This window comes from Vibrio sp. D401a (genome assembly GCF_030248515.1).
Classification (GTDB): Bacteria; Pseudomonadota; Gammaproteobacteria; order Enterobacterales; family Vibrionaceae; genus Vibrio; species Vibrio rotiferianus.
Window position 1 is genome coordinate 21,806 of the sequence record NZ_JAHGAI010000064.1, and the last position, 25,013, is coordinate 46,818.

Annotated in this window: 23 protein-coding genes; 14 read left to right on the top strand and 9 right to left on the bottom strand. The window is 46.7% G+C overall.

The genetic code is table 11. The features are described 5' to 3' along the window. Positions 1-138: 138 nt before the first annotated feature. Complete coding sequence (locus KIV41_RS22500; RefSeq protein WP_285337723.1) at positions 139-1,542, bottom strand: SPFH domain-containing protein; 1,404 nt, start codon at positions 1,540-1,542, stop codon at positions 139-141. 274 nt (positions 1,543-1,816) lie between these two features. After that, positions 1,817-2,383 (bottom strand): elongation factor P, encoded by a 567-nt coding sequence (efp, locus tag KIV41_RS22505; protein WP_005456976.1) that lies wholly within the window; start codon positions 2,381-2,383, stop codon positions 1,817-1,819. Between the two features lie 32 nt (positions 2,384-2,415). Between efp and epmB the strand changes: the two genes are divergently transcribed. Together epmB and KIV41_RS22515 are read left to right on the top strand one after the other, a co-directional pair. After that, positions 2,416-3,438, top strand: a complete 1,023-nt coding sequence (gene epmB, locus KIV41_RS22510; RefSeq protein ID WP_285337724.1) for an EF-P beta-lysylation protein EpmB — start codon at positions 2,416-2,418, stop codon at positions 3,436-3,438. 96 nt (positions 3,439-3,534) lie between these two features. Continuing rightward, entirely contained in the window at positions 3,535-4,032 is a 498-nt protein-coding gene (locus tag KIV41_RS22515) for an MgtC/SapB family protein (RefSeq protein WP_038884106.1), read from the top strand. A 77-nt stretch (positions 4,033-4,109) separates the two neighbouring features. Here KIV41_RS22515 and KIV41_RS22520 read toward each other — a convergent pair whose 3' ends face one another. The 3 genes from KIV41_RS22520 to KIV41_RS22530 form a co-directional block, all read right to left on the bottom strand. Further along, positions 4,110-4,673, bottom strand: a complete 564-nt coding sequence (locus tag KIV41_RS22520; protein WP_005425048.1) for a VC2662 family protein — start codon at positions 4,671-4,673, stop codon at positions 4,110-4,112. A gap of 474 nt (positions 4,674-5,147) precedes the next feature. After that, positions 5,148-6,794, bottom strand: coding sequence for a chaperonin GroEL (gene groL, locus KIV41_RS22525; RefSeq protein ID WP_005440463.1), 1,647 nt, complete (start codon positions 6,792-6,794; stop codon positions 5,148-5,150). Between the two features lie 76 nt (positions 6,795-6,870). Beyond that, positions 6,871-7,161, bottom strand: a complete 291-nt coding sequence (locus tag KIV41_RS22530; protein ID WP_005381516.1) for a co-chaperone GroES — start codon at positions 7,159-7,161, stop codon at positions 6,871-6,873. A 228-nt stretch (positions 7,162-7,389) separates the two neighbouring features. Between KIV41_RS22530 and KIV41_RS22535 the strand changes: the two genes are divergently transcribed. Beyond that, positions 7,390-8,769: an MATE family efflux transporter gene (locus KIV41_RS22535; protein WP_045391457.1), complete on the top strand. Its 1,380-nt coding sequence runs from the start codon at positions 7,390-7,392 to the stop codon at positions 8,767-8,769. 112 nt (positions 8,770-8,881) lie between these two features. On the opposite strand, the gene pfkA is transcribed toward KIV41_RS22535, so the two are convergent. From pfkA to KIV41_RS22550, 3 genes are all read right to left on the bottom strand, one after another. Then, a complete protein-coding gene (gene pfkA, locus KIV41_RS22540) occupies positions 8,882-9,844 on the bottom strand; it encodes a 6-phosphofructokinase (RefSeq protein WP_010444110.1) in 963 nt (320 codons plus the stop codon). A 285-nt stretch (positions 9,845-10,129) separates the two neighbouring features. Beyond that, on the bottom strand, positions 10,130-11,038 hold the full coding sequence (gene fieF, locus KIV41_RS22545) for a CDF family cation-efflux transporter FieF (RefSeq protein ID WP_010444112.1): 909 nt from the start codon (positions 11,036-11,038) through the stop codon (positions 10,130-10,132). A 123-nt stretch (positions 11,039-11,161) separates the two neighbouring features. Further along, positions 11,162-11,671: a CpxP family protein gene (locus KIV41_RS22550; protein ID WP_045391460.1), complete on the bottom strand. Its 510-nt coding sequence runs from the start codon at positions 11,669-11,671 to the stop codon at positions 11,162-11,164. Positions 11,672-11,862: 191 nt separating this feature from the next. Here KIV41_RS22550 and KIV41_RS22555 point away from each other — a divergent pair, with 191 nt between their 5' ends. The 4 genes from KIV41_RS22555 (at position 11,863) to trmL (ending at position 15,249) form a co-directional block, all read left to right on the top strand. Further along, positions 11,863-12,552, top strand: coding sequence for a response regulator (locus KIV41_RS22555; protein ID WP_010444116.1), 690 nt, complete (start codon positions 11,863-11,865; stop codon positions 12,550-12,552). Then, positions 12,552-13,955: an envelope stress sensor histidine kinase CpxA gene (gene cpxA / locus KIV41_RS22560; RefSeq protein ID WP_252041289.1), complete on the top strand. Its 1,404-nt coding sequence runs from the start codon at positions 12,552-12,554 to the stop codon at positions 13,953-13,955. The genes KIV41_RS22555 and cpxA overlap by 1 nt, the downstream gene beginning before the upstream one ends. A gap of 72 nt (positions 13,956-14,027) precedes the next feature. Then, a complete protein-coding gene (locus KIV41_RS22565) occupies positions 14,028-14,636 on the top strand; it encodes a superoxide dismutase (protein WP_045391470.1) in 609 nt (202 codons plus the stop codon). A 133-nt stretch (positions 14,637-14,769) separates the two neighbouring features. Further along, positions 14,770-15,249, top strand: a complete 480-nt coding sequence (gene trmL / locus KIV41_RS22570) for a tRNA (uridine(34)/cytosine(34)/5-carboxymethylaminomethyluridine(34)-2'-O)-methyltransferase TrmL (protein ID WP_050910905.1) — start codon at positions 14,770-14,772, stop codon at positions 15,247-15,249. Between the two features lie 66 nt (positions 15,250-15,315). Here trmL and KIV41_RS22575 read toward each other — a convergent pair whose 3' ends face one another. Beyond that, the gene (locus tag KIV41_RS22575; RefSeq protein ID WP_047517337.1) at positions 15,316-15,834 is read right to left on the bottom strand and encodes an FxsA family protein; all 519 of its coding nucleotides are present in this window, start codon (positions 15,832-15,834) and stop codon (positions 15,316-15,318) included. A 424-nt stretch (positions 15,835-16,258) separates the two neighbouring features. Between KIV41_RS22575 and aspA the strand changes: the two genes are divergently transcribed. The 7 genes from aspA (at position 16,259) to KIV41_RS22610 (ending at position 24,982) form a co-directional block, all read left to right on the top strand. Beyond that, entirely contained in the window at positions 16,259-17,710 is a 1,452-nt protein-coding gene (gene aspA, locus KIV41_RS22580; RefSeq protein WP_005428778.1) for an aspartate ammonia-lyase, read from the top strand. 177 nt (positions 17,711-17,887) lie between these two features. Continuing rightward, positions 17,888-19,195 (top strand): anaerobic C4-dicarboxylate transporter, encoded by a 1,308-nt coding sequence (locus tag KIV41_RS22585; protein ID WP_010444131.1) that lies wholly within the window; start codon positions 17,888-17,890, stop codon positions 19,193-19,195. A gap of 161 nt (positions 19,196-19,356) precedes the next feature. Next, the gene (locus KIV41_RS22590; RefSeq protein ID WP_285337725.1) at positions 19,357-21,192 is read left to right on the top strand and encodes a protein-disulfide reductase DsbD; all 1,836 of its coding nucleotides are present in this window, start codon (positions 19,357-19,359) and stop codon (positions 21,190-21,192) included. A gap of 195 nt (positions 21,193-21,387) precedes the next feature. Beyond that, a complete protein-coding gene (locus tag KIV41_RS22595; RefSeq protein WP_010444135.1) occupies positions 21,388-22,023 on the top strand; it encodes a response regulator transcription factor in 636 nt (211 codons plus the stop codon). Between the two features lie 128 nt (positions 22,024-22,151). Beyond that, entirely contained in the window at positions 22,152-22,778 is a 627-nt protein-coding gene (locus tag KIV41_RS22600; RefSeq protein WP_171358952.1) for a MarC family protein, read from the top strand. Between the two features lie 200 nt (positions 22,779-22,978). Then, complete coding sequence (locus tag KIV41_RS22605) at positions 22,979-23,242, top strand: DUF4212 domain-containing protein (protein WP_005448273.1); 264 nt, start codon at positions 22,979-22,981, stop codon at positions 23,240-23,242. Positions 23,243-23,254: 12 nt separating this feature from the next. Beyond that, on the top strand, positions 23,255-24,982 hold the full coding sequence (locus KIV41_RS22610) for a sodium:solute symporter family protein (protein ID WP_005448271.1): 1,728 nt from the start codon (positions 23,255-23,257) through the stop codon (positions 24,980-24,982). The last annotated feature ends 31 nt before the right edge of the window (positions 24,983-25,013 follow it).

The window sequence follows — 25,013 nt, forward strand, 5'->3', positions numbered from 1 at the left end:
TAAAATCAATGTGATATTGAGATAAAGCGCAAATATTCAGCCGTATTTCACCAACAAAAAAGAGAGGCTGATAACACGTATCAGCCTCTGCATTACTCTGATTTGTACAGCTACCAGAGCTTTTGGTCACCCATGATCTTATTGCTGTGTGACCTTCTTGGTTTGGTCCATTAAGCCCAATGCACCAAAGCCAGTAATGACATCGAGGTTAGTTTTCAGACCTGTCGCTTCCCCACCACCGATGTAGTTTTGTGGCATCTGAACTTGGAAGTTTTGCAGGTTGTTGTACAGCGAGTTCGCCACATCTCGGTTCAACTCTGCCAAGTACACTTCTCGGTTTGCACCTAGTGCTGCGTACTTAGCTTTCAAGACTTCCGCTTCTGCGCGGCCTTTTTCCAAAATCGCTTTTGCTTCGAATTCTGCTGATAAAGCATTGGCTTTTTGAATCGCTAAGTTCGCTTCTGCAATCGCTAACTCTTTCTCTTTTTCCACCTCAGCCAATCGCTTGGTTTTCTCAACCTCGACGATTTCACGCTCCGCAATTTGACGTGCAACTTCGACTTCTTTTTGCTGTGCGATGATCGCAAGCTCTTTACTACGTTGAGCATCTTGTACTTCACGGGTACGTTGAATCTCTTTACGTAACTGCTCAGTCTCTGCTTGTGCTTTGGAGGTCTCTTGCTCCTGAATCGCACGGATACGGTCTGCTACTAAACGCTTTTTATCTGCGAGCAATTGATCAAGCTGCTTCTCTGGTTGCGGGTCACCGATGGTCACCTGCGTCACTTGAATACCGTATTGCTGTAGCGGGTTATCCTGACGGATTGGTTGGCCAGTGTTGTCCACGACTGGAACCGTCTTCCAAACCAGTTGGTTAGTGCGTTGCAGTTGGTTCGCATTCGACTGATTCGCACCAACTGGAGCAAGATCTAACTCTTCCACTTCTACCTGACGACGCTCAGTCAGATAAATGCCTTCACGCAGTTGGTCTCCTAATTTGGATTTGAACTGGTTCAAGCCGCCTTGGAAAAACTCTTCTCCCGTGTATTGAGTCGCGGTAATCACCGTCACGTTACGTGCGTTCTTTACTAACAATGCATCGATTAGGTTGCTGTTGTTGCGGAACTCTTTATGCATCTTCTTAACCGCTTCTGGGTCATTGCTGAGCTTGAAGCGGAATGTCACTGGGATCTGACCAATGTAGGTATCGGCAAAGCGAACCTGCACCGCATCAAGACGTTGATAAAAATCCTCGCCCTTGCTGTTACCAAATGACACGGTGATCACTTGGTCATACTTGGTGATCTTGGACAAAAACGGCATACGAAAGTGAATGCCAGGCTCCGTGAACACGTCTAATTCACCGGTGATGTTGTTCTGGTGTACGTAGCTGTAACCTGCATCGGTCATTAGCACTGAGCTATTAATCGTTAAGCCAATTGCCAGCAGCGGGATACCAAATACGGCTGCTTTCAATCCTTTATGTAGTAACTGACGTCTCTCTTCCACTTTTAAACCTCGTCCTAAGCCTCTGCTTTCCATTTTGTTCTCCTTTTTGGATTGTCATTGAGTTAAATCGATAAAAATCAAATTGATATGCAACTCGCCGACAACGAGGACTAATGTATCAAATTGTGACATTAAGAAATAATCGAAAGATTCATGAAATAAATAAGTTTTTTACGAATAATACAAAATCATCAGAAATTTGCGGAAGATATCGATGTTTTGCACAGAGGCATCAAAGAGAGGAAAATGACGGGCAATAAAAAAGGCCGCCAAAGCGACCTTTTCCATATGATACGTTTGGGTGAAATTACTTCACACGACCTACGTATTCACCTGTACGAGTGTCAACTTTGATCACTTCGCCAATTGCGATGAATAGTGGAACACGAACAACAGCGCCAGTTGCTAGTGTAGCTGGTTTACCACCAGTACCTTGAGTATCACCTTTCAGACCTGGATCTGTATCTGTAACTTCTAGCTCAACGAAGTTTGGTGGCGTAACCGTAATTGGGTTACCGTTCCAAAGTGTGATCATGCAAGTGTTGTTTTCTACCAACCATTTAGCGTTTTCGCCAACCGCTTTCGCGTCTGCAGCGATCTGCTCGAAAGTTTCGTTGTTCATAAAGTGGTAGAATTCGCCGTCTGAATATAGATAATCTAGATCGATATCCATTACGTCTGCCACTTCACAAGTGTCACCAGACTTGAATGTTTTCTCTAGCACTTTACCAGAAAGAAGTTTACGAATTTTAACGCGGTTGAACGCTTGGCCTTTACCTGGTTTAACGTATTCGTTTTCCAGGATTACACAAGGCTCGTTATCAAGCATTAACTTAAGGCCGCCTTTAAATTCATTGGTGCTAACTGTAGCCATTTTGTCCTCTTACATTCTTAGAGCTAAATTCAATGCCGCACATAATAACCCGAAAAGTCGAATCTGTTGAGCAAAACTGGCTCAAACAGTTAGCGAATGGGATCTCTGATCCTGCAAAACTGCTAGAAATGTTGGAAATTGATCCATCGCCATGGCAAGACGGGTTTGCTGCGCGCAAGCTGTTTGCACAGCGTGTACCGCAAAGTTTTGTCGATAGGATGGAAAAAGGCAATCCTTACGATCCACTTTTACGCCAAGTATTACCTTTGAGTGCTGAGTTTGAAGTACATGACGGTTATTCCAATGACCCATTGGACGAGCAAGATAATGACATCCCCGGACTACTGCATAAATACCACAATCGCGCTTTGATGATCGTGAAAGGTGGCTGCGCCGTAAACTGCCGATATTGCTTCCGTCGCCACTTCCCTTATCAAGAGAATAAAAGTGGTAAACAAGCTTGGAGCAAATGCCTAGAATACATGGCGCAAAGGCCTGAGTTAAACGAAGTGATCTTCTCCGGCGGTGATCCACTAATGGCCAAAGACGATGAGATTCACTGGCTATTGGAGCACATCGCACAAATCCCACATATCAAACGCCTACGTATTCACAGTCGTTTGCCTGTCGTGATCCCTGCTCGTATTACTGACGAATTGTGCCAGCTACTTCGTGCTTCTCGCCTACAGATCGTCTTGGTGACTCACATCAATCACGCCAACGAAATCAACGCTGAGTTTTCTGCTCAAATAGCCAAGTTAAAGCAAGCTGGTGTGACTTTGCTTAACCAAGGTGTATTACTGAAAGGTGTCAATGACAGTGTAAAAGCACAAGTTGCCCTCAATGAAGCCTTGTTTGACAGTGGCATTTTGCCGTATTACCTGCACGTCTTGGATAAAGTACAGGGCGCTGCGCACTTCTTTGTTTCTGATGACAAAGCTAAAGAAATCATGCGCGGTGTCATTACACGTGTTTCTGGTTACTTGGTCCCTAAGCTAGCCCGAGAAATCGGCGGCCGCCCAAGTAAAACGCCACTGGATTTGCACTTAGAGTAGCGTGTTGCTCGTATAGGAATTTATCGTAACAAGTAAAAGCTTTTGTTCGATCGGACGGTCTTATCTATGCATACTCCGACAATCTTGGAGGTTAAGATGCAAGCAACTTTTGAACAATTATTCGATCTTGGCCCATTCAGCTGGCCAGCGTTAGCCTGTTGCGCCATCAACGGCTTAATGATCGGTATAGAGCGCCAAACTCGTGGTAAGCCTGTTGGTATTCGAACCGCAATTCTCGTCATCTCTGGTACTTACCTGTTTATGTCGATGGCGGTTTCACTCTCGCCAAACACTCTCGATCAAGCTCGCGTACTTGGCCAGATCATCACTGGCGTTGGCTTCTTAGGTGCAGGGGTGATGATGACGCAAGACGGCAAAATCCACGGCGTGACTTCCGCGGCAGTGATTTGGGTCTTGGCGGGGCTAGGGTTGATGATTGGCTTGGGCTACTTATCGCAATCGATCATCATTACCGTGTTGGCGCTGACCGTATTACTTGGCGTAGATAGAGCAGAAAACCGTGTTAAAGCGCTACGTCGTGGCGTACACCAGAAAATGCAGCAACGAAAAACGCCTACGCGTTTAATCAAATAAACAACACTATAAAAAAGACCCCGACATCATGCCGGGGTCTTTTTGTATCTGGTATTTATCGTAAGAGATCGCTTAATTTATTTCGCGAAGTTTACGATTGGGAAACACTTGAAGAAACCGTTGTCTGCACAGTTTAGAAGACCAATTTGAACACCGTCGATTTGGTCAGTCATGTTGAAGAAACCTAGCTGGAAGTTAGATTTTTTAGAGATACTTGCCAGACCGATATCTGCCATTGTGTAACCTTCAGAGTAGTTCACAGCACTCCAGTTCAAACCTTCAACGTTGTTGGTTACGTTTACCGCGCCTAGGTTAAGACCGGTTGTTTGGCCTTGGTTCCAGTTGAATAGACCTAGAGAAACACCTTTCATTTCTTGGTTTACTTTAGACGCGCCAAAGAAAAGGCCGAAGTTAACACCCGTTGTGCGGTCTGTTTCAGACATACCAAGTAGAGAGAAGTCGACACCTTTCACTTCGTTCACTTGACCGTGAAGAACCGCAAGACGAACACCACCAACAGAAGAGTTAGAAGGTGCGTTAGTGTTATCGATAGTCGAGAACATAACTGGCGTGCTGTCAGCAAGAGCAACAGGTGAAGCAATAGCGGCTGCAACAGCCAATGACGTCATAAGCTTTTTCATTTTCATCTCCATGGGGAATAGTTATTTTACAACATAGTGTAATGTACAAATTTTGCGCCATTTCAATTCAATAAATGTTAGCTGGAAGTCATATTTAACTCTCTGACAAATAAAGCAATTAATTCATCATAATTATTTATCTGCATTTTCCCTGACGATTTACGCACAATACCCGCACAATTGCGTATTTTTATATCAACTTACCCCATTCTATTGCTCAGAATAAGTTAAGGAACTCAATGCCATATAGGAGCTAAAAATAAAGATTAATCTCCTCAAACGCCTGCTTTTTCTTGCGCCAAAAACAGCAGATACAAAAAAGCCGAGGCATCCACCTCGGCTTATCGAACTTTATTGGTAGTCTAGCTCAACGCTCTATGGCTTTAGAACAAGGAGAGCACGCGCAGTTTACGCTAGTAAATGAGCATGCTCGACGCCGTTATCAAGCCTTAGAGCAAAGAGATAGGCTGGCTATTACATCATGCCACCCATACCACCCATACCGCCCATACCACCCATGTCAGGCATACCTGCGCCGTCTTTTTGTGGTAGGTCAGTAACCATCGCTTCAGTTGTGATCATTAGACCCGCTACTGATGCTGCGAATTGTAGTGCGCTACGAGTTACTTTAGTTGGGTCTAGGATACCCATCTCTAGCATGTCGCCGTATTCGCCTGTCGCTGCGTTGTAGCCGTAAGAACCTTCACCCGCTTTCACGTTGTTCGCTACTACTGACTCTTCGTCACCTGCGTTCTTCGTGATTTGACGGATTGGCGCTTCCATTGCACGTAGTGCAACGCGGATACCAACGTTTTGCTCTTCGTTGTCGCCTTCTAGGTCAACAATCTTAGATGCTGCACGGATTAGCGCTACACCACCACCAGCAACAACGCCTTCTTCAACCGCTGCACGAGTCGCGTGTAGTGCGTCTTCTACGCGGTCTTTCTTCTCTTTCATTTCAACTTCAGTTGCTGCACCAACTTTGATCACTGCAACACCGCCTGCTAGCTTAGCAACGCGCTCTTGTAGTTTCTCTTTGTCGTAGTCTGAAGTTGCATCTTCGATTTGCTGACGGATTTGAGCAACACGACCTTGGATCATTGCTTCTTCACCCACGCCATCGATGATGGTTGTGTTTTCTTTTGTGATTGCAACGCGCTTCGCTTGACCTAGGTCTTCTAGTGCTACTTTTTCTAGCTCTAGACCAACTTCTTCAGAAATCACGATACCGCCCGTTAGGATAGCGATGTCTTGTAGCATTGCTTTACGACGGTCACCGAAACCAGGCGCTTTTACTGCTGCAACTTTCACGATGCCGCGCATGTTGTTCACAACTAGTGTTGCTAGTGCTTCACCTTCTACGTCTTCAGCGATGATCAGTAGCGGACGAGATGCTTTTGCTACTGCTTCTAGTGCTGGAAGAAGTTCACGGATGTTCGATACTTTCTTATCGATCAGAAGGATGAATGGGTTTTCTAGATCAACAGAACCTGCTTCTTGGTTGTTGATGAAGTAAGGAGATAGGTAACCGCGGTCGAACTGCATACCTTCTACTACGTCTAGCTCGTCTTGTAGTGCTTGACCTTCTTCAACAGTGATAACACCGTCGCGGCCAACTTTTTCCATTGCTTCAGCAATGATGTTACCTACGCTTGAGTCAGAGTTCGCTGAGATAGTACCAACCTGTGCGATTGCTTTAGTGTCGTTACACTCAACAGAAAGCTCTTTTAGTTGCTCAACCGCTGCGATAACTGCTTTGTCGATACCGCGCTTAAGGTCCATTGGGTTCATACCCGCCGCAACTGCTTTTAGACCTTCGTTTACGATTGCTTGCGCTAGTACGGTTGCTGTTGTTGTACCGTCACCCGCTGCGTCGTTTGCTTTAGACGCAACTTCTTTAACCATTTGTGCGCCCATGTTCTGGAATTTGTCTTCCAGTTCAATTTCACGCGCTACTGATACACCATCTTTAGTGATTGTCGGTGCACCAAAAGATTTGTCTAGAACTACGTTACGACCTTTAGGACCCAGTGTTACTTTTACTGCGTCAGCTAGAACGTTTACGCCTTCTAGCATTTTAACTCGTGCGTCATTACCAAATTTAACGTCTTTAGCAGCCATCTTTAGTTTCCTTTTCTAAATTCTTAAATTTTGATTAGTATTTGAATCTGAGCAAAAAATTACTCAATGATTGCTATTACTCAACGATCGCCATGATGTCGTTTTCAGACATTACTAGCACTTCTTTACCGTCGATTTTTTCAGTCTTAGTGCCGTAGCCTTCAGCGAAGATAACGGTATCACCAACTTTAACGTCCAATGGCAGCACTGTGCCGTTTTCTAGGATGCGGCCTTTACCTACAGCTAGAACAACACCACGTGTCGATTTTTCCGCAGCAGAACCAGTTAGAACGATGCCACCCGCTGACTTTGATTCAACTTCTTTACGTTCTACGATAACTCGGTCATGTAATGGACGAATGTTCATCGGTCGTCTCTCCTGAAAGTTTCCATGTTTATTTGATAATTGCCCGCATAGGGCACGTGATCACTATATAAGGGGCAAACCCAACGATCCCAAGGGGTAGACGTGATTTTTTTGTGACTTAGTTAAAATAACCAACAGTCAGGCAACGGTTTGCGTGCGAAATGCTCACTCGCCGAGGCAACGGCTTTCTTGTATCCTTGCACTTCCCTCACCAGATAGACGTCAAAAATGCTGGAAAAGAACAAGCCGGACAATCAGGCCCAAGACAAACATGGTTTGCTGACCGCGCCCATTCCCGACACATTACGCAAAATGACCATCCCGATGACGATGGGCATGATCGCGATTTTGATGTTTAACTTGGTCGATACCTTTTTCATCTCGCTATTGGGTACCGAAGCGCTGGCGGCGATCAGTTATACCTTCCCAGTGACCTTTGCAGTGAACTGCATCACCATGGGGATTGGGATGGGTCTGTCGACCAATATCGGCCGCTTACTTGGCCAAGGGCAATCTTCCCAAGCCGCTCGTTTTACCAGTCATGGCTTACTGCTTGCCGTTGCTCTAGTCACTATCGCTTCGACATTGGGCTTCTTTACTATCGAACCTTTGTTTAGCTTCCTAGGCGCAAAAGAAGACTCCATCCCACTGATTGAGCAGTATATGCAGGTTTGGTATTTGACCATTCCTCTATTAGTGATTCCAATGGCGGGCAACAGCGCCATTCGAGCCACAGGTGACACCAAAACTCCAGCTAAGATCATGATGCTCGCAGGGCTTATTAACGGCATTCTCGACCCTTTGCTAATCTTTGGCTATGGCCCTTTCCCTGAGCTCGGTATTCAAGGCGCTGCGATTGCCAGTGCATTCAGTTGGTTTGGTGCGTTGTGCGGTTCTTTCTATGTACTGATCAAACGCGAAAAGCTGCTTGCCGCGCCGCAATGGTCGCTCATCAAACAAGACTGGCAGCAAACGCTCAAGATAGGCACACCCGCCGCTCTCTCGAATGCGATGACGCCACTCTCTGGCGCGATTCTGATGATGATACTTTCCAATCACGGTACCGCAGCGGTGGCAGCTTATGGCGCAGCGCAGCGTATTGAGTCAATCTTGATTCTGGTGTTGATGTCGCTGACCTCTGCACTTACCCCGTTTATGGCGCAAAACTTTGGGGCCAATAACCCTGCTCGCGCATTTTCAGGCTGGTTCCTCAGCATGCGCTTTGCGGTGGTGTTTCAAGGTTTTATCTTCTTGATGATGGTGCCTCTTAGCATTCCTCTTGCTGCACTGTTCTCCCAAGAAGCGGCAGTAAAAGACTTGCTGTGGCATTACCTATTAGTCGTGCCATTTAGCTATGGTTTCCAAGGCATTGTGATGATGTTAGTCAGTGGCTATAACGCGATGCACAAGCCGCTGCGAGCCTTCCAATGGAGCTTTATGCGCTTATTTGTCTTCACTCTGCCCGCGGCGTGGATTGGCAGTCAGCTTTATAGCATCGAAGGCTTGTTTATTGGCATTGCTCTGGGTAACACACTAGGTGGCTTACTAGGTTATCTATTTGCCCTGCGCGAGCGTCGTATGACATTAGCAGAGCACGCGAGCTCTTAGTTCCACATAACGCTAGTCTCAATCTCAGACGGATTTCAGCTCAGACAAGTTTCAGATAATAAAAAACCGCGGATAACCGCGGTTTTTTTGATTTTGACTTTATCAAGCGAGCTTAGAATAGCTCTTCAGCAACTTGGTATAGGTCGTTGCGTACTGGACGCTTCATGTTCTCGATTGCATCGATGATGTCGTGGTGAACCAGTTGCTCTTTCACGATACCAACACAACGGCCGCCGTGGCCTTCCATTAGTAGGTGAACGGCGTAGTTACCCATGCGAGATGCTAGAACACGGTCGAATGCTGTTGGACGACCACCACGCTGGATGTGACCAAGAACCGTTGCGCGAGTCTCACGACCAGTTGCCGCTTCAATCTCTTTCGCTAGTTCGTTCGCATCCATCATCAGCTCAGTTAGTGCGATGATTGCGTGCTTCTTACCTTTCGAGATACCGTCTTGGATGTTACCAATCAGCTTCTCTTTATCTAGGCCAGTTTCTGGAGTAATGATGTACTCACAGCCACCTGCGATTGCAGACATCAGAGTTAGGTCACCACAGTGACGACCCATGATTTCTACGATAGAAATACGCTGGTGAGAAGAAGACGTGTCACGTAGACGGTCGATAGCATCGATAACTGTGTTTAGTGCTGTTAGGTAACCGATTGTGTAATCTGTACCTGCGATATCGTTATCGATTGTGCCTGGTAGACCGATACATGGGTAGCCCATTTCAGTCAGTTTCTTAGCACCCATGTAAGAGCCGTCACCACCGATAACAACTAGTGCATCGATGCCGTGCTTTTTAAGGTTCTCAATCGCTTGTTCACGTACTGCTACTTCCTTGAATTCAGGGAAACGTGCAGAGCCTAAGAATGTACCACCCTTGTTGATCACATCAGAAACGCTAGAACGATCTAGCTTTTCAATGCGGTCTTCGTATAGACCTAGGTAGCCATCGTAAACACCGTAAACTTCCAATCCCTCAGATAGTGCTGTACGAACTACGCCGCGTACTGCAGCGTTCATACCAGGTGCGTCACCGCCACTTGTTAAAACACCGATCTTCTTAATCATGCTCACCCTCGATCTTTGGCAATCAATTTATTTAATTTTCTTCTAGGCCCCTTGTTACCAAGCAACCTGCATAATCCAGAACTGTGCGTTATGTTACATTTCCTCTACAGGAATACCAATGAAAACACACTTTTTTATGTAACTTTTCTACTTATGTAAGAGTATTACAGTTTCTCTTTGCAACTTCGTTGATTCACATCAGGATCACGATTCTTAATAAGTAGTGATGGAAAGATAGTCAATAAGCGCTTGGTTGTCGTCAGACTTAGCCCGATTTTTCGACCGTTACCAATCTTGCGCTTTTTGTTCTTTCTCTGGCCCAAACACCACCGACAACGGATCTTGGTGGATCAATACATCCGCTTCAGGAAACAGTTCAAGCAAATTATCTTCAACTTTATCCGCAATATGATGAGCTTCAATCAAGCGTAAATTGTCATCTAGCTCCAAATGCAGCTGGATAAATCGTGTTGGGCCTGACATACGTGTACGCAGTTGATGCACTCCCAATACGCCTTCCACTTTCAAGCATTCTTGACGAATTTGATCCAACTCTTCATCAGGCAGTTTTCTATCCAGTAAGGTCTGAATCGCCTCGCTAACCATCTTGAAGGCGCTGTATAAAATGAAGATGCCAATACCAATCGCAAATACCGCATCAGCTTGGGTGACACCAAAGTAACTCAAGCCTAATGCCACCATAATGGCACCATTCATATACAAGTCAGTTTGGTAGTGCAGAGAGTCTGCTGCGATCGCCTGACTGCCTGTCATGCGTACAACATGCTTTTGGAACATCACAAGTCCAAAGGTCACCACCATGGCGAAAAGAGAGACGTAAACACCGAGCTCTGGGGAATTGAGTTCATGCGGGCGGAAGAAACGTTCGATACCATTTAGGATCAGGAATACCGCAGAACCAGAGATAAACATGGCTTGCGCCAAAGCGGCCAACGACTCGGCTTTACCGTGACCAAAAGTGTGTTCTCTGTCAGCCGGTTGCAGGGAATAGCGCACCACAATAAGATTTACCACCGAAGCGGCGATATCCAACATCGAGTCAATTAAAGAGGCAAGTAAACTGACCGATCCCGTCACCCACCAAGTGATGACTTTAACAATCAAAAGAAGTGTCGCAACGATGGTAGCCGTCCAGGCAGCCGTCGTGACTAAGCGTGCATATTGCTGTTTCATAATCAAAGAGTTAACTCATACCGTATTTTGAGTATACCTTGAGAATCATGTAATGAGTATGAAATCGCCAAGATCAAAAAGAGGCAGCACTCTGGCTACCTCTTTAATTTTATCGATCAGCAATTAGCTTTCGTGGTGCTTTTTCATGCGTTTTTGCATCTTCTCTCCACACTCTTGTTGGCGCTCTTTCTGTAGCTCAACGTATTTTGTTTTTTGCTCAGGAGTCAGAACACTCAGCATTTGATGTTTCTTCTCTAGCATCTTAACGCGACGCTCAGTCTGCTTCTCAACCATCTCTTTTGCTAGATCGTTTGCCGCAGCTTCATCGAAGTTATCAGCCAGTAGTAGTGCTTGTACTTTGTCGTGGTGAGCTTGACGCTCTGCCATGCGAGCTTCGTGACCGTCAGCAAATTTTGCTTTCATTTCTGCTTTGTTTGCTTCACGCATTTCTTTTAATTGGTCTTTTTGTGCATCCGTCAGGTCTAGTTGACGCATGATGCCACGGTCCATACCCATGCCGCACTCACCGCGATGACCTTTGTGGTCTTTACCGCCAAATGCGAATGCACTCGCTGTACCTAGAGTTAGAGGTAGAACAACAGCCGCTAGTACTAATTTCTTTGCAGTTTTCATAATACGATTCCTTACACAGGTTAGTGATTCTTCTGAGCTGTTCTCACAGCGCTTGAGTGTAGAATACGACCTGCTAGGTAAAGCGACGTATAGAGACCGTAAAGAATCGTAAAGAGTGATTTTTACACTCATTGTTGCTCTTCATTACCATGTAATATTAAAGCGACCACGAATGATAAATAGGTACTCAAATGGCAAACATTCTTTTGATTGATGACGATACCGAGCTAACCAGCCTACTTAAGGAAGTGCTGAGCTTCGAAGGTTTTAATGTCAGCGAAGCCAACGATGGAGAAGCAGGACTCGCCGCTGTTCATGATGGGATCGACCTCATCTTACTCGATGTCATGATGCCAAAACTCAATGGAATGGAAACCTTAAAGCGCCTGCGTGAAAACTGGGAAACACCCGTGCTAATGCTGACAGCCAAAGGTGAAGAGATAGATCGTGTGATCGGTTTGGAGCTAGGGGCGGACGACTATCTGCCTAAGCCATTTAGTGACCGCGAACTACTAGCGCGTATTCGTGCCATCTTGCGTCGTACCAGCAGCACTCAGAAAAGCGGCAAAAACGGCGACTGCATTGAGTACCAAGAAATCAAACTCTACCCAGGTAAACAAGAAGCCTATTGTGAAGAGGTTCTGCTGGATTTAACCACCACAGAATTTGCCTTGCTGACTCACTTTGTACAGAACCCAGGACAAGTACTCACTAAAGAAACATTGAGTCTTGACGTACTTGGCAAGCGCCTCGCGGCCTTTGACCGCGCGATCGATATGCACGTGTCCAATCTACGTAAAAAACTGCCAGATCAAAGCAACGGTAAGCCACGCATTAAAACCCTACGTGGGCGCGGCTACATGTTGATTGAGGAGGATTAATGCGAGCACCACGCTTCAAACTGCCGAAGATAAACAGCTTGTATGGACGCATCTTTGCCATCTTTTGGTTCACTATGTTTTTGGTTCTGATGGCTGTGCTGTCATTACCCCACCTTGATCCACGGAAAGCACGCGACATTCCAAAAGAGCATTATCAACGTATGCTAGAAATACGTGACGGCATTGAGAAGAAGTATCGCAATCAAGATAACCTTGGCAAGATTCTCTTTAGCGTTGACGGACAACGAAGAAGCAAACACGATCCGCGTCCGCGCATCTTCTTTTCAGATCACGAGGGCAATGTACTAAGCACCTCGAGTCACAAAGACTTTAAGCTGCGCGCACTGCAAAACTTTGTCACCAGCATTGAAGATCAATCACAACCGAAACAAAAACTCTACGGCCGTTACATGATTGCGGGCCCTGTGCCGATCAAAATCGCCAATTCTGACCTACTGATGTACGTCGGTTTTAAGTGGAACGAGCCACCACCAATCATGCTGCGCCTGTTCGATCACCCATTGCAATTACTCCTCGCCGTCATGTTGGCGAGTACACCGTTATTGCTATGGTTAGCGTGGGCATTGAGCCAACCAGCTCGACGATTGGAAACCGCGGCACAACGCGTTGCTAAAGGTGAATTTGTCATCGACCCAAATCTGGAAAAAGGCACCACCGAGTTTCGCCAAGCAGGTACCAGCTTTAACCAAATGGTTGAGGCGGTGAATCAAATGATTTCTGGTCAGCAGCGTTTGCTCTCGGATATTTCTCACGAGCTGCGCTCTCCACTCACTCGCCTGCGTATGGCAAGTGCGTTGGCGACGCGTAAACAAGGTGAAAGCCCAGAGCTGACTCGTATTGATACCGAAGCCCAGCGCTTAGAACAGATGATTGCCGAACTGCTTGAGCTATCACGTATGCAAGTGAACAGTCACATGACGCGTGAGACTCAGCCAATTGCCAGCTTATGGGAAGAGATCATCAAAGACGCGCAGTTCGAAGCCGAACAGATGGGTAAAAGCCTCAGCTACTCTGCCTTGCCTGATCGCAGTATCTCGGGGAACCCTAAATTGTTGATGAGCGCAGTAGAGAACATCATCCGCAATGCGATTTACTACGGTAAAGACGAAGTGAAGATAGACATTCAGGATTCATTCGACACTCTCAGCATTGTGGTCGATGACAATGGTGAAGGCGTACCAGACGAAGAACTGGAAGCAATTTTCCGCCCGTTCTATCGGGTATCGACCGCGCGCGATCGCCATTCGGGAGGCACTGGCTTAGGCTTAACCATTACCGAAAGTGCTATCCGCCAGCACAGTGGCGTGATTGTCGCGAGTCGTAGTCCGCTCGGTGGTTTACGTGTCACCATTACCCTGCCATTGATCAGTGCGGGCAAATAACCCCACAAAGATCAAAGTTGATAATGATTTTCATTAACATTAAAGTAAATCCTCCATAAAGGAGGATTTACAATGTCGCACATTTTCCCAGAGCTTCCGTACGAATACGATGCGTTAGAGCCGTACATCGATGCGAAAACCATGGAAGTTCACTACAGCAAACATCATAAAACTTATTACGATAAATTCATGGCTGCCACAAAGGGTAGCGCTCTCGAGACCCAAAGCCTCGATGACATCTTCGCTTGCATTTCTCAACACAGCCCAGCAATTCGCAACAACGGTGGCGGCTATTACAACCACATCATTTACTGGAACTGCATGTCACCAGATGGTGGCGGTGAACCTCAAGGTGACCTAGCACAAGCCATCAACGACAAGTTTGGCAACTTCGAGACATTCAAAGACGAGTTCGCACAAGCAGCTATCAATACTTTTGGCTCTGGCTTCGCTTGGCTAATCGTAAAGGATGGGGAGATTCACATTACCTCCACCAGCAACCAAGACAACCCATTGATGGACGTTGCCGCACAACAAGGAGAGCCTATCCTAGCACTGGATGTATGGGAGCACGCTTACTACATCAGCTACCAAAACCGTCGCCCTGAATACATCGACGCATGGTGGAATGTAGTGAACTGGCGCGCGGTAGAAGAGAACTATGCTCACGCATTAGGTTAACTCTATTTCACGAGCGGGCGACAAGGTTCACCGAAATGCCCTCTTCTATACCCTGTCATTGTGCTGAATCTCGCTTCTCATGGTGACTTGGGTATATACTGCTCGCCTGTTTTTACCAATCTAATTCAATACCATGTTTGATATCGCTCTATACGAACCAGAAATCGCGCCGAACACCGGCAACATCATTCGCCTGTGTGCTAACTGTGGTGCGAATCTCCACCTGATTGAGCCACTAGGTTTTGATCTTGAAGAGAAGAAAGTCCGCCGCGCAGGTTTGGATTACCATGATTTGGCTCGCGTGACGCGTCATAAAGATTATCAAGCATTCTTGGCGTACTTAGAGAAAGAGAAACAAGGCAACTACCGCCTGTTTGCATGCACGACAAAAACCACTGGTCATCACGTGGATGCGAAGTACCAAGAAGGTGACGTGCTGATGTTTGGCCCAGAAACGCGTGGCTTACCAGCAGAAGTGATTGAAAGTTTGCCAATGGAGCAGCGTATCCGCATTCCAATGATGCCGGACGCACGCAGCCTAAACCTATCTAACGCCGTTGCTATCATTGCGTTTGAGGCATGGCGTCAAATGGGTTTTGAAGGCGCAATGTAAACGCACCAAACTACAGATACTAAAAAGGGCGCTGCATGCGCCCTTTTGTTTTTCTTACTGAGTGAATCAGTTGAGCTTGTTACGATCATCGTCGTCTTTACGCTCGTACTCACCTTCGAAGGTGTTGCCGTTATCCGATTGAGAATCAAATGGGTCACGACGGAATGGGTCTTGCTCAAATGGACCTTGATTTGAGAAGCCACCTTGGAAGCCGCCACCGTTCATAGTCTTCACCACCATCTTGCTCATTAGGTATTTGGCAATTGCCGCTCGCGGTGCTGGCAACAACACCAACATACCCAATGCGTCAGTCATGAAACCTGGTGTTAACAGCAATACGCCTGCAACTGCCAGCATCACACCTTCAAAAATCTGTTGAGCCGGAAGCTCACCTTGCTCTAAGCGCCCTTGCACTGACATCAATGTCTGGATGCCTTGGCTACGCACCAAAGACGCACCAACAAATGCAGTAATCAATACTAAAGCAATCGTAGGCCAGAGACCTAAGAAGCCTCCCACCTGAATAAATAGGCCGATTTCGATGATCGGGACGAAAATAAACGCCAATAATAAGATAGGAAACACATGCCCTCCTTTGTTGATTTCAGTGTAATGGCAAAAGCCTACTAAGCTCAAACGAATCGTTGTAAAAAAGCGTGTTCATACTAGGGAGAATGCGTTGTGCCAAAAACGCCCTTTGAATAAAGGTGCATATACAAAAATTGGTCGTTGAAAAGTGCTATTTTCGAACTCTTAAAATCCAACTTTGTCCAGCAAATTAGACTACCCATTAAGGGTTATTAATAACTCGTTCATACTTTGCAAAATATTGACGCATCAAAAGCGAAAAAGGTGATCTAGTTACTATTTTTATGCGCTAGGTACAGTATTATGTGCCACATAAGTCAGGACGGATTTTCCAGCCAAAAATTCTGATGAATGGATTCTAGATTGCAGAAATGGCTAATAAATAACTTTATTATCAGAATTATCATCTAAGGATCCTGTTATGGCTACTCTATCTGATGCTCCAAAAACAGCAAACCAAGCCACTCGTATCGAAGAAGATCTATTAGGTCAACGTCATGTTCCAGCTGATGCTTACTACGGCATCCACACTCTTCGCGCTATCGAAAACTTCAATATTTCAAGCACTACCATCTCTGACGTACCGGAGTTTGTACGCGGTATGGTAATGACGAAGAAAGCTGCTGCATTAGCAAACAAAGAGCTAGGTGCGATTCCAAAAGACGTTGCTAACTACATCCTAGAAGCGTGTGATTTGATCCTTGAAACAGGTAAGTGCATGGATCAGTTCCCTTCAGACGTATTCCAAGGCGGTGCGGGCACCTCAGTGAACATGAACACCAACGAAGTTATCGCGAACGTTGCACTTGAACTGATGGGCAAGGAAAAAGGCCAATATGAGTTCATCAACCCGAACGATCACGTAAACAAGAGCCAATCAACGAACTGTGCATACCCAACGGGTTTCCGTATCGCGGTTTACAACAGTGTTCATCAGTTGATGGAAGCGATCGAATACCTAAAAGGTGCATTCGAGCTTAAAGCACAAGAATTCAAAGACGTGTTGAAGATGGGCCGTACTCAGCTTCAAGACGCGGTTCCTATGACTGTGGGTCAAGAGTTCCACGCTTGGGCGGTTACGTTAAACGAAGAGATTCGTGCCCTAGACTACACATCTAAGCTACTACTAGAAATCAACCTAGGTGCTACTGCAATCGGTACTGGCCTAAACGCGCCTACGGGTTACCAAGCGCTAGCAGTAAAACACCTAGCAGAAGTAACAGGTGTTGAAGTGGTTGCCGCAGAAGACCTAATCGAAGCAACCTCTGACTGTGGTGCTTACGTAATGACGCACGGTGCACTAAAACGCCTAGCAGTGAAGCTATCGAAGATCTGTAACGACCTTCGTCTACTTTCTTCTGGTCCACGTGCAGGTCTAAACGAGCTGAACCTACCAGAAATGCAAGCAGGCTCTTCAATCATGCCAGCTAAAGTAAACCCAGTTATCCCAGAAGTAGTGAACCAAGTTTGCTTCAAAGTTCTAGGTAACGACAACACGGTTTCTTTCGCAGCAGAAGGTGGTCAGCTACAACTTAACGTAATGGAACCAGTTATCGCACAAAGCGTGTTTGAGTCTATCTCTCTACTACACAACGCGTGTGTGAACCTACGTGATAAATGTATCGATGGCATTACTGTGAACAAAGAAGTTTGTGAGAACTACGTTTACAACTCTATCGGTATCGTAACTTACCTAAACCCATACATCGGTCACCACGAGGGCGATATTGTTGGTAAGATCTGTGCAGAAACAGGTAAGAGTGTACGTGATGTGGTTCTAGAACGCGGTTTATTAACTGCTGAAGAGCTAGATGACATCTTATCAGTTGAAAACTTCATGCATCCGACTTATAAAGCGAAACGCTACGAGTAATCGCATGTTTAAGGGGTCCCAAACGGGGCCCTTTTTTAGGCTTTTATACGGTTAACCACACTTTTATTAAGCTTTTTATTACCGTAAGCCGAACAGGTTCTGATTCTCTGAACATTTACTCCTGTTCCTGAGTGTTCAAAAAATCAGAATCAATAAAAAACTAAAAGAGGTATCAATATGGTAATGGTCGAACTATTCGTGGTTCTGCTCTTCATTTATTTGGGGGCGAGAATTGGTGGTATCGGCATTGGTTTTGCTGGTGGTGCCGGGGTAATTGCGTTGTCTCTCATCCTGGGCGTTCCAACAAGCCAAGCTTACATACCTGTCGACGTAATCCTGATCATCATGTCTGTAATCACCGCTATCGCAGCAATGCAAGTCGCAGGTGGTTTGGACTGGATGGTACAGGTTGCAGAAGACTTTTTACGTAAGCATCCCGAACGCATCACTTTCTACGCGCCTATCGTGACATTCCTAATGACACTGATGGCGGGTACTGGTCATACGGCATTCTCTACCCTACCTGTAATTGCAGAAGTAGCGAAAGGTCAAGGCGTTCGTCCTTCTCGTCCACTGTCTATCGCGGTAGTGGCATCGCAAATCGCTATCACAGCATCGCCAATCTCAGCGGCAGTGGTGGCTTTCGCGGCAATGCTTCACCCGTTCGGCGTAGACTACCTAACGCTACTAGCGGTATGTATCCCAACAACCTTCATCGCTTGTATGATCGGTGCATTTGTTGCGAACTTCATGGGCTGTGAACTAAAAGACGATCCTGAATACCAACATCGTCTAGAGAACGGCCTAATCAAGCTAAGCACAGAATCTAAACGTGAGATCCTACCAACAGCGAAGAAAGCAACGTTCATCTTCCTTGGCGCGATCGCATTCGTAGTGTGTTACGCCGCGGCAATTTCCGGCTCTGTCGGTCTTATCGAGAACCCAGCGCTTGGTCGTAACGAAGCAATCATGACAGTAATGCTAGCAGCCGCAGCGGCTATCGTAATGAGCTGTAAAATCGACGCTGGTAAAATCCCAGCAGCGGCAACATTCCGCTCTGGTATGACAGCGTGTGTGTGTGTTCTTGGTGTGGCATGGCTAGGTTCTACATTCGTTAACGCGCACGTTGACGGCATCAAAGAAGTGGCTGGTGCGCTACTGTCTGACTACCCATGGATGCTAGCACTTGTTCTATTCTTCGCTTCAATGCTGCTTTACTCGCAAGGTGCAACGACTGTTGCGCTGATGCCAGCAGCACTAGCAATCGGTGTAGCACCACTTACCGCGGTTGCGTCTTTCGCAGCAGTAAGTGCGCTATTCGTACTACCAACTTACCCAACACTACTTGCTGCGGTTGAGATGGACGACACGGGCTCGACTCGCATCGGTAAGTACGTATTCAACCACCCGTTCTTCGTACCAGGTGTAGCAACTATCGCTTCAGCGGTAGCACTTGGCTTCGCATTCGGTGGTCTACTGATCTAGTAGAAACAGAGTCTTACTCGGGGAGCTTCGGCTCCCTTTTTTATTGCCTGAGACTCACGTTTTTGCTTAACAAATCTTCACTTCCATGAAACTTATTGGCTAGCCAGCAGGTCTGATTGAGTTACACTAACGGCAATTATCTAAGATGAATTGAACCTTTTATGCGTGCATTACTCTCCGTCTTACTCTTAGGGCTTATTACTTTTTCTGCGCCATCCATGGCCTTGTTTGGTAACGACCAGTTTGGTAACGACCAAAACAATGCCTTTGGCAGCAGCAACGATTCTTTTGTGCCTGTCGATCAGGCTTTCCCGTTCAACTACTACCAACAAGACGGCAAGCTGATGCTCGATTGGCAGGTACGTGAAGGCTACTACCTGTATCAAGAACGCTTGTCGATAGCAGGCGAAAATGTCGCGTTAGGCGACTTACAAATGGAGGAAGGCACACCGCATAAAGATGAGTTCTTTGGTGACGTGCATATCTACACTCAACCACTGTTTGTTAACGTGCCAATGCATAACTGGCAAGACGGCGCTCGCGTCGTGGTGCAGTACCAAGGCTGTGCCAAAGCAGGCTTCTGTTACCCACCAGAAACTCGCGTGATTCCTATCAGTGCGTTTACTTCATCGAACTCAGGCTCAACCACGTCGACGACTGCACCAAAAGCAGAGCAAGCACCAACGGTAACGCCACCAGCGGCGCAATCATCTACGTCTAGCGACACATCATCGGCTCCAGTAACACAGCAAGATAGCCTTGCCGCAAACCTAGCTGATAACTGGTGGACGCCACTTCTGTTCTTGGCGCTTGGTGTGGGCTTGGCGTTTACACCATGTGTACTGCCGATGTACCCAATCCTGACCAGTATCGTGCTTGGTAGTGGAAAACTAAGCCAACGCCGCGCACTAGGCTTGTCGTTTGTTTATGTGCAAGGCATGGCGCTGACTTACACCCTACTCGGTCTTGTGGTGGCCTCTGCGGGCATGCAGTTCCAAGCAGCGATGCAACACCCTTATGTGTTGATTGGTTTGAGTGTGTTATTCGTGGCGCTGGCACTATCTATGTTTGGCGTTTATAACCTGCAATTGCCAAGCGGCGTGCAAACGTGGTTAAACAACCTCAGCAACAAACAACAAGGTGGTAGCAGCGCAGGCGTGTTCGCCATGGGCGCGATTTCAGGTTTGGTGTGTTCACCATGTACCACGGCACCTCTGTCCGGCGCACTACTTTACGTGGCACAAAGTGGTGACTTACTCACCGGTGGTATCGCACTTTACGCACTGGCGATGGGTATGGGCATTCCACTGATTCTTGTTGCTGTATTCGGCAACAAACTTCTGCCAAAAGCAGGTGGTTGGATGGATCGCGTTAAGACCCTATTCGGCTTTGTTCTGCTGGCTGCGCCTATCTTCCTACTTGAGCGCATCATGCCAGAGGTGTGGGCAACCGCACTATGGTCAGCACTAGGTATCGCGGCTTTTGGTTGGCTATACCACATCAAAAACAGCCTAGAGTTTGGCGGTTGGAAGCAAAGCACAGTAGGCATCATCGCAGTACTAGGTCTGTTTGCTTCTGCTCAACCGGCGTTGAACTTCTGGTTTGGTGACAACACGACAACGCAAGCTCAGCAAGCAACGGTGAGCTTTACTCGCATTACTAACGTGGCAGAGCTTGAGGCAGCACTTGCTCAAGCTAAACAAGCAGGCAAACCAGTGATGCTCGACTTCTACGCTGACTGGTGTGTGGCATGTAAAGAGTTTGAGAAGTACACCTTCCATGACCCAAGTGTCGAAGCTAAGCTGCAAGACTTCGTTCTACTGCAGGCGGACGTGACCAAGAACCAAGTGCAAGACATCGAGCTGCTTAAACATATGAATGTACTTGGTTTACCAACCATTGAGTTCTGGGATGCTAACGGCGAACATGTTTCAAACGCTCGTTTAACTGGTTTTATGCAAGCCGAACCTTTCTTAAAGCACATCAACCGATTCTGATTGTGAATCATTCAAACGCCAGTGATTTTTCACTGGCGTTTTTTATTGTCTTAATAAATTCGAGAAACTTGCGTTTATATGCAATTTTTCTAATAAAAGTCGATTTGGTTCAGACTTTTAGCGGATAAACATTGTCCACATTCTTAAAGGTGGACAATAATTCCATTAACGAAATAGTCAAAAGTGTTTAACGTCATGGATTCGACCTACACCATAATCATCGCAGATGATCACCCCCTATTCCGCAATGCCTTGTTCCAATCGGTACACATGGCCGTGAGTGGGGCCAACCTTCTTGAAGCGGATACGCTAGATGCTCTACTCGCGTTGCTGGAAAAAGAAGAAGAGCCAGATTTGGTGTTATTGGACCTAAAGATGCCAGGCGCGAATGGCATGTCGGGGTTGATTCACCTTCGAGCCGAGTACCCAGATATTCCGGTGGTGGTCGTTTCTGCAAGTGAAGAGCCAAGCGTGGTCACGCAAGTGAAAAGCCATGGTGCATTCGGCTTTATTCCGAAATCCAGCGACATGCGTGAGCTGGTCAACGCCCTCAACCAGGTTCTCAATGGTGACCCATACTTCCCGGAAGGCTTGATCACCAATAACGCAGCTTGTAATGACTTGGCAGAAAAAATTGCCGCTCTTACCCCTCAGCAATACAAAGTGTTGGGCATGCTTTCCGATGGCTTACTCAACAAACAAATCGCTTACGAGCTCAATGTCTCAGAGGCCACCATCAAAGCGCACATGACGGCAATTTTCCGCAAGCTGGGCGTGAAGAACCGCACTCAAGCCGTCATCCTACTGCAGCAAATGGAACCCGAGCAGTAATGTGTTAGTAAATATATCTAATTCACATTTATATGACGCAAAAAGAACAACAGACGTTAAAATAAACAGGCTGCACTATGTAGCCTTTTCATCCCTCTGTTAAACCGCTAACTCTGGGAGGTCATACTTTGCTAAGTATTCTCGTCACTCAATTCGTTGTACTCTGGGCCGTCATTGACCCGATTGGTTCAGTCCCCGTTTATCTATCACAAACTCAACACCTCACGGCAAAACAGCGTCGTCTCGTCGCGTTAAAAGCCATCGCCATTTCGATGGGTGTGTTGCTGTTTTTTCTTATTGCCGGTCAGTTATTACTGGAAGCGATGCAAATCCCATTACCTGCCTTCCAAGCCGCTGGTGGTTTAGTGTTATTGCTGTTTGCACTATCGATGATCTTCGGTGAAAGCAAGCCAGAACAAGAACAAAAACTGGGTGAAGAAGTCAGCCACTCCGATCTTGCTGACTTAGCCGTTTACCCTCTCGCTATTCCCTCAATTGCATCACCAGGTGCCATGATGGCTATCGTGATGCTCACCGACAACAACCGTTACTCTTTTGTTGATCAGGCGACGACTGCTGGTGTCATGATGGCGGTGTTGCTGGTCACCCTCTTCTTGTTGCTGGGTGCAAACACAATTCAAAAAGTGATTGGAAACGTGGGTGCTGCCATCATCAGCCGCGTGATGGGCCTTATCCTTGCTGCCGTTGCATTGAATAATTTGCTACTTGGTATAAAAGATTTTTATGTTAATTGATAAAACTCTTAGACCTTTGGCTAATTTAACATCAAATTAACATCACACTTTTATTCCTGCTTCCTCTCAAACGCCCTAAAAACGGGCGTTTTTGCTTTTTGGCGTCCCGACTAAAGTTGAAAAGAGTTCTTGCCAACACCTTGCTAATGTACATGTTGAAACATTTTTTTAACAACAATACCAATCGTAAGGAGACGGCAATGGCATTTGAAAGCGAAGAAAGAGCCAAAGCCTACTGGGACAAGAACGTGAAGCTCATGATTACTCTAATGGTCATCTGGTTCGTAGTGTCTTTCGGCTGCGGCATTTTATTTGTCGACGTACTTAATCAATTTCAATTAGGTGGATACAAACTAGGATTCTGGTTTGCTCAACAAGGCTCCATCTATGCCTTCCTAGGTATTATTTTCTACTACGCGTGGAAAATGCGCCAAATCGACCGTGAATTCGGCGTAGATGAGTAAGGAGTAACTCAGATGGATTTGAAAACTATTACCTATCTGGTGGTTGGCGCGACGTTCGTCCTCTACATCGGTATTGCGATTTGGGCTCGTGCGGGCTCAACCAAAGAATTCTATGTAGCAGGCGGCGGTGTCAACCCTATCGCTAACGGCATGGCAACCGCAGCAGACTGGATGTCAGCGGCATCGTTCATCTCAATGGCAGGCTTGATTGCCTTCATGGGTTACGGCGGCTCGGTATTCCTGATGGGCTGGACAGGCGGTTACGTACTACTGGCACTTCTGCTTGCACCATACCTACGTAAGTTCGGTAAGTTTACTGTGCCAGAATTCGTAGGTGAGCGCTTCTACTCTAACGCAGCGCGTATCGTAGCGGTTGTGTGTCTTATCATCGCATCGGTGACTTACGTTATCGGTCAGATGAAAGGCGTGGGCGTGGCGTTTGGTCGTTTCCTAGAAGTGGATTACTCAACAGGTCTACTGATCGGTATGTGTATCGTATTCATGTACGCCGTAATGGGTGGCATGAAAGGCATTACCTACACGCAGATTGCTCAATATTGCGTACTCATTCTTGCTTACACTATTCCTGCAATCTTTATCTCTCTGCAACTAACAGGTAACCCACTACCACAGATCGGCTTAGGCAGTACCATCCAAGGCACCGATGTCTATCTACTCGATAGGCTCGACCAAGTGGTCACCGAGCTCGGCTTCAGTGAATACACCACCCAAGTTCGTGGCGACACACTAAACATGTTCGTGTACACCATGTCATTGATGATCGGTACGGCAGGTCTACCACACGTAATCATCCGTTTCTTTACCGTACCTAAGGTTCGTGATGCACGTACATCAGCTGGTTGGGCGCTAGTTTTCATCGCTATCCTTTACACAACAGCACCTGCAGTATCTGCTATGGCGCGTCTAAACCTAATGGATACCGTTAACCCAGCTCCGGGTCAGCACCTTGCTTATGATGAGCGTCCTGACTGGTTCAAGAACTGGGAGAAAACAGGTCTACTAGGCTTTGATGATAAGAACGGCGACGGTCTGATTGAGTACACATCAAACCCAGCAACCAATGAGCTGAAAGTTGACCGTGACATCATGGTACTAGCAAACCCAGAGATTGCTAAGCTACCTAACTGGGTTATCGCACTTGTCGCAGCAGGTGGTCTGGCGGCAGCACTATCGACGGCTGCAGGTCTACTACTGGCGATTTCGTCCGCAATATCTCATGACTTAATCAAAGGTGTGATAAATCCGAACATATCCGAGAAGAAAGAGCTGCTCGCGAGCCGAATCTCCATGGCAGTCGCCATCGCAGTCGCCGGTTACTTAGGCTTGAATCCGCCAGGGTTTGCAGCCGGTACGGTAGCGCTCGCCTTCGGTCTGGCGGCATCCTCCATCTTCCCTGCGTTGATGATGGGTATCTTCAGTAAGAGCATCAACAAAGAAGGCGCAATCGCAGGTATGATTGCAGGTATCAGTATCACGCTATTCTACGTATTCCAGCACAAAGGCATCCTATTTGTTGCTGACTGGACTTACCTACAAAGCTGGGGTCAGAACTGGTTCCTAGGCATCGAACCAAACGCATTTGGTGCAATTGGCGCTGTGTTCAACTTCATCGTGGCATTCGCTGTATCGAAAGTAACGGCAGAAACACCACAAGAAGTAAAAGACCTAGTCGAGCACGTACGTGTACCAGCAGGCGCTGGCGGTGCGGTAGACCACTAAAATATAACGCAAACCACAAAAGCCCCGCTTG